Here is a 4,186-nt window from a genome sequence, read left to right as displayed (position 1 = left end):
GTCTTCCGCACGCACGTGCGGAAGACAGGGCTAGCGGTTCTGGTCACCATCTTCGTCAACGCCTCCCGCGATGCCGCCAGTGACCCGCCGGCCGGGCTCAACCCACAGGGCATCGCCGACTACGCACTCGCTGAGGGCAGCTCCATCGCGTTCTGGGCGGCGACCGTCCTGGCCGTCCTGACCTTCCTCGCCGTGCTGCTGGTACGGGCCGCGCCCGCCGGGCCGCCGCCGACGGCGTCCGTCCCGGGGCCGGACGCCGACGGCGCGGGTACCGAAGCCGGCGTCGATGGCCAGGCGGTTTCATCCGCTCCGGCTTCGGCGGTTCCGCCCGCGGCCTCCCGGTAACGACCGCGCCCCATCCACGAAAGTCGGACGGCCCCCGCTCGATGCGGGGGCCGTCCGTCGTGCTGAGGCGAGGCGCCGGCTACACCGCCGGTGGCCCGACCAGGGCCGGGCTGCCGAGCCAGGTGGTGAGGGCGTCACGCAGCTGGGGGTCGGCGCGGTCATGGCCTGCATAGGCGATGTGGCCATCGGGACGGATGAGCAGGATGGTCGCGTCGAGCCCGGGGACAGGCTGGGCGGAGACGGCGCGCAGACGGTCCTGCCAGGCGGCGGTGTCGGGCGCGGGGGTGGCGGGGTCGAGGTGAAGCAGCACGCTCCTGCCCTCGTGCAGGGTCTCGGCGATGCTCGCCGGGCCCCCGTCCGTCACCAGCGGCGCGTCCAGAACCGGCGAGCCGACGAGCGAGGTCGACCCGCCCGCCTCCGGCGGTGTCGGATACCGCGTGTCCAGACCGCTGACGGCGGCCGCGAGGTAGGCGTTCACGCTGCCCAGCCCCAGTAGCTCGCCGAACAGCTCGCGCAGCGGGCCCACCCGCTCGGGCGGGTACATCAGCGCCAGCTGCGCCTGGGTGACCGCGCGGATCCGGTGGTGCCGTTCGTCGTGGTAGCTGTCCAGCAGGCCGTCCGGCGCCCAGCCCCGCACCGCGGCGGCCAGCTTCCACCCCAGGTTCACCGCGTCCTGCAGCGCCGCGTTCAGCGCCAGCCCGCCCAGCGGGTAGTGCAGGTGCGCCGCGTCGCCCGCCAGGAACACCCGGCCGGTCCGATACCGCCGGGCCAGGTGTGTCCGATCGTCGTAGCGGTCCAGCCAGTGGACGGCGTCAACCTTCGGCGCGATGCCGGTCAGCCGGGTCACCGCGGCGGACAACTCCGCCGGCGTCAGCGGGCCCGGAGGCGGACTCACCCCGAACTCCGTGGTCATCAGCCGCACGGTGCTGGGGCCGACCGGAACACCCATGTAGATACCATGCTCCGTGAAGCGGGCCCCGAAGTGCTCAGGGGGAAGCGCGGCCGGATCGACCGCCACGTCGGCCACGATGCCCGACACCCTGGCGGCTGTCTCCGCCAGTGCGATGCCGGCAGCCGTTCGGACCACGCTGTTCGGACCGTCGGCACCCACCAGGTAGGCACCGGTCAGCGTGTAGTCACCGTCGGGGCCGTGGACCTGGACCGTGACCGCCTCGTCGGTCTGCGCCAGGCCGATTACCCGATGACCCCGCCGGAGGTCGGCCCCCGCCCCGGCCGCCCGTTCCGCCAGGAGCGCCTCCAGCCGGGACTGCGGGAGGACCACCGGGTTCTCCGGGCGGGGTGTGACCGCGTCGAGATCCACCCACAGCAACGCGAAATGCACCTGCGGCAGCGGGATGACCTCCTGCCGCAGCGGCGCCATGAGCCCTCGGCGATGCAGTAACCGCACGGCCGCCCCGTTCAGCGCGACACCGGGCGCCACCCGCGGGTCGGCGGCCCGCTCCAGCACCACCGCCCGCACGCCCGCGAGCCCCAGCTCGCCGGCGAGCAACAGACCGGCGGGACCGCCACCGACCACGATCACGTCGGTCTCGTGCCGCTGTCGCGCCGTCATGCCACAGCCCCCGCGCGGATGGCATCCGTCCCCTCGTCGGCCGCGCCGGCCGGGCCGCCGAGCCAGGTGGTGAGGGCCGCCCGCAGCTGAGGGTCGGCGGGGTCATGGCCGGCATAGGCGACATGGCCATCGGGACGGATCAGCAGGATGGTGGCGTCGAGGTGGCGTCGAGCTCGGGGACCGGCTCGGCGGAGACAACGCGCAGCCGGTCCTGCCAGGCGGCGGTGTCGGGCGCGGCGGTAGCGGGGTCGAGGTGAAGCAGCACGCTCCTGCCCTCGTGCAGGGTCTCGGCGATACTCGCCGGGCCCCCGTCCGTCACCAGCGGCAGGTCGGGCACCCGTCGTCCCAGCAGCGGGTGTGCCGACTCGTCGGCGTACGGCATGGCATACCGGAAACTGACTCCGGTCACCATCTCCAGCAGGTGACGGTTCACCTCCGGCAGCGTGACCAGCTCGGCGAACAGTTCCCGCAGCGGGCCCACCGCGTCCAGCGGGTGCATCAGGGCGATCTGCGCCTGGGTGTTCACGCAGACCTGGTGGCCGACCGGGTGCCGTTCGCTGTGGTAGCTGTCCAACAGGCCGGCCGGCGCCCAGCCCCGCACCGCGGCGGCCAGCTTCCACCCCAGGTTCACCGCGTCCTGCACGCCGGTGTTCAGACCCTGGCCGCCGATCGGGTAGTGCACATGCGCCGCGTCGCCGGCCAGGAACACCCGGCCGAGGCGGTACTGCCCCGCAAGCCGGGTGGCGTTGCCGAACCGCGACCGCCACTGAGATGGTTCCCGTTCTACTACACAGGTGTCCGAGAAACGGGGCTCACCTCAATCCCCCGGCGGACATCGCGGCCCCGGGAACCGACCGATAGTCGGCGAACACGGTGGGCCGGTCAGGTGGCCGGTCAGGTGGCCGGTCAGGTGGCCGGTCAGGTGGCCGAGGTCTGCGCGAGCAGCCCCTCGAGCGCCGGGCCCACGATCCGCTTGAACATCCGTCGGGTCCGGGTCCGGTCCAGCATGCCGACCTCCAGGTTGGCGGCCGCGAGGACCCGCTCGCCGTTCTGCGGCAGGCCCGGGGGCACCCCGACGGTCAGGGCCTGCACCGCGACGCGCAGCGCCTCGGCGAGCGGCTGGCCGTCCCGGTGATGCTCCTTCAGCGACGTCGTGACCTGCTCGGAGGCGCCACCGATCGCGACGAAACCCCGCTCGTCGGCGATCGACCCGTCATAGGTCAGCCGGTAGATCTGGTCGTCGGCGATCGAGGTGCCGACCTCGGCGACGACGATCTCGACCTCGTAGGGCTTGACGCTCTCGCTGAAGATCGCACCGAGGGTCTGCGCGTAGGCGTTGGCGAGCGCGCGGCTGGTCACGTCACGCCGGTCGTACATGTAGCCACGCGAGTCCATGAGGCGGATGCCCGCCGTCCGCAGGTTCTCGAACTCGTTGTACTTGCCGACCGCGGCGAACGCGATGCGGTCGTAGATCTCACTGATCTTGTGCAGGGTCGCCGACGGATTCTCGGCGACGAACAGGATCCCGTTCTCGTAGGTGAGGACGACGACGCTGCGACCCCGCGCGATGCCCTTGCGCGCGTACTCGGACTTGTCGCGGACCTGCTGTTCGGGGCTCGCGTATCCGAACGGCATGGTCACGTCAGCCTCCCGAGTTCGTCGAACGGTCCGCGATGATGGCCGTCACCACCGGTTCTATCTCATCGTCGGCATAGCGACGGTAGCCGTCCGCCGTCACGACCGCGACGATCGGGTACAGCTTGCGGATTACGTCCGGCCCGCCGGTCGCCGAGTCGTCGTCGGCGGCGTCGTAGAGGGCCTCGACGCTGATCCGGACGGCGTCGTCCTGGCTGAGATCGGACCGGAACCGCTTCTTCAGCGAACCCTTCGCGAACACCGAGCCCGAACCGATCGACTCGTACGTGCGTTCCTCCGACTTCGCCGCCGCGATGTCGTAGGAGAAGATCCGCCCTTTGCCCGTGTCGAGGTCGTACCCGGCGAACAGCGGGACGACGGCGAGGCCCTGCAGGGCCATCGGCAGGTTCCCCTTGACCATGGCCGCCAGCCGATTGGCCTTCGCGTCCAGGCTCAGCGTCGACCCCTCGATCTTCTCGTAGTGCTCCAGCTCCACCTGGAACAGCCGGATCAGCTCGGCGCCGACCCCGGCGGTGCCGGCATACCCCACACAGGAGTAGTCGTCGGCGTGATGGACCTTCTCGACGTCCCGCTGAGCGATCATGTGCCCCTGTGTCGCGCGCCGGTCACCGG

The 4,186-nt window shown here is 71.7% G+C and carries 5 protein-coding genes and 2 pseudogenes; 1 reads left to right on the top strand and 6 read right to left on the bottom strand.

Annotated elements, in window-relative coordinates:
- A pseudogene (locus tag AC08ON_RS07720) lies at nucleotides 1-345 on the top strand (hypothetical protein); the annotation flags it as partial.
- 79 nt (nucleotides 346-424) lie between these two features.
- On the opposite strand, the gene AC08ON_RS07715 reads toward AC08ON_RS07720, so the two are convergent.
- The 6 genes and pseudogenes from AC08ON_RS07715 to prcB form a co-directional block, all read right to left on the bottom strand.
- Entirely contained in the window at nucleotides 425-1,918 is a 1,494-nt protein-coding gene (locus AC08ON_RS07715; protein ID WP_476607072.1) for an FAD-dependent monooxygenase, read from the bottom strand.
- Nucleotides 1,915-2,058 (bottom strand): aromatic-ring hydroxylase C-terminal domain-containing protein, encoded by a 144-nt coding sequence (locus tag AC08ON_RS07710; RefSeq protein ID WP_476607075.1) that lies wholly within the window; start codon nucleotides 2,056-2,058, stop codon nucleotides 1,915-1,917. Before AC08ON_RS07710 ends, AC08ON_RS07715 begins: the two co-directional genes overlap by 4 nt.
- Nucleotides 2,058-2,300 carry an aromatic-ring hydroxylase C-terminal domain-containing protein gene (locus AC08ON_RS07705; RefSeq protein ID WP_476607074.1) on the bottom strand — a complete coding sequence of 81 codons (243 nt, stop codon included), beginning with the start codon at nucleotides 2,298-2,300 and terminating at the stop codon, nucleotides 2,058-2,060. The genes AC08ON_RS07710 and AC08ON_RS07705 overlap by 1 nt, the downstream gene beginning before the upstream one ends.
- A gap of 156 nt (nucleotides 2,301-2,456) precedes the next feature.
- Nucleotides 2,457-2,681 (bottom strand): annotated as a pseudogene (locus AC08ON_RS07700) (FAD-dependent monooxygenase); the annotation flags it as partial.
- 155 nt (nucleotides 2,682-2,836) lie between these two features.
- A complete protein-coding gene (gene prcA, locus AC08ON_RS07695) occupies nucleotides 2,837-3,559 on the bottom strand; it encodes a proteasome subunit alpha (RefSeq protein ID WP_023841072.1) in 723 nt (240 codons plus the stop codon).
- 1 nt (nucleotide 3,560) lies between these two features.
- The coding region (gene prcB / locus AC08ON_RS07690) for a proteasome subunit beta (RefSeq protein WP_476616695.1) at nucleotides 3,561-4,186 on the bottom strand (626 nt) is incomplete at its 5' end.

It is taken from the genome of Frankia sp. CoWAU3, assembly GCF_977971855.1.
The sequence above is the reverse complement of the archived record's forward strand: the minus strand, read 5'-3'. Positions and strand labels throughout refer to the sequence as shown.

What these genes read in the sequence shown, in the direction of transcription:
- AC08ON_RS07715 (WP_476607072.1), bottom strand. Translation starts at nt 1,918, where the DNA reads ATGACGGCGCGACAGCGGCACGAGACCGACGTGATCGTGGTCGGTGGC.
- AC08ON_RS07705 (WP_476607074.1), bottom strand. Translation starts at nt 2,300, where the DNA reads ATGCCGTACGCCGACGAGTCGGCACACCCGCTGCTGGGACGACGGGTG.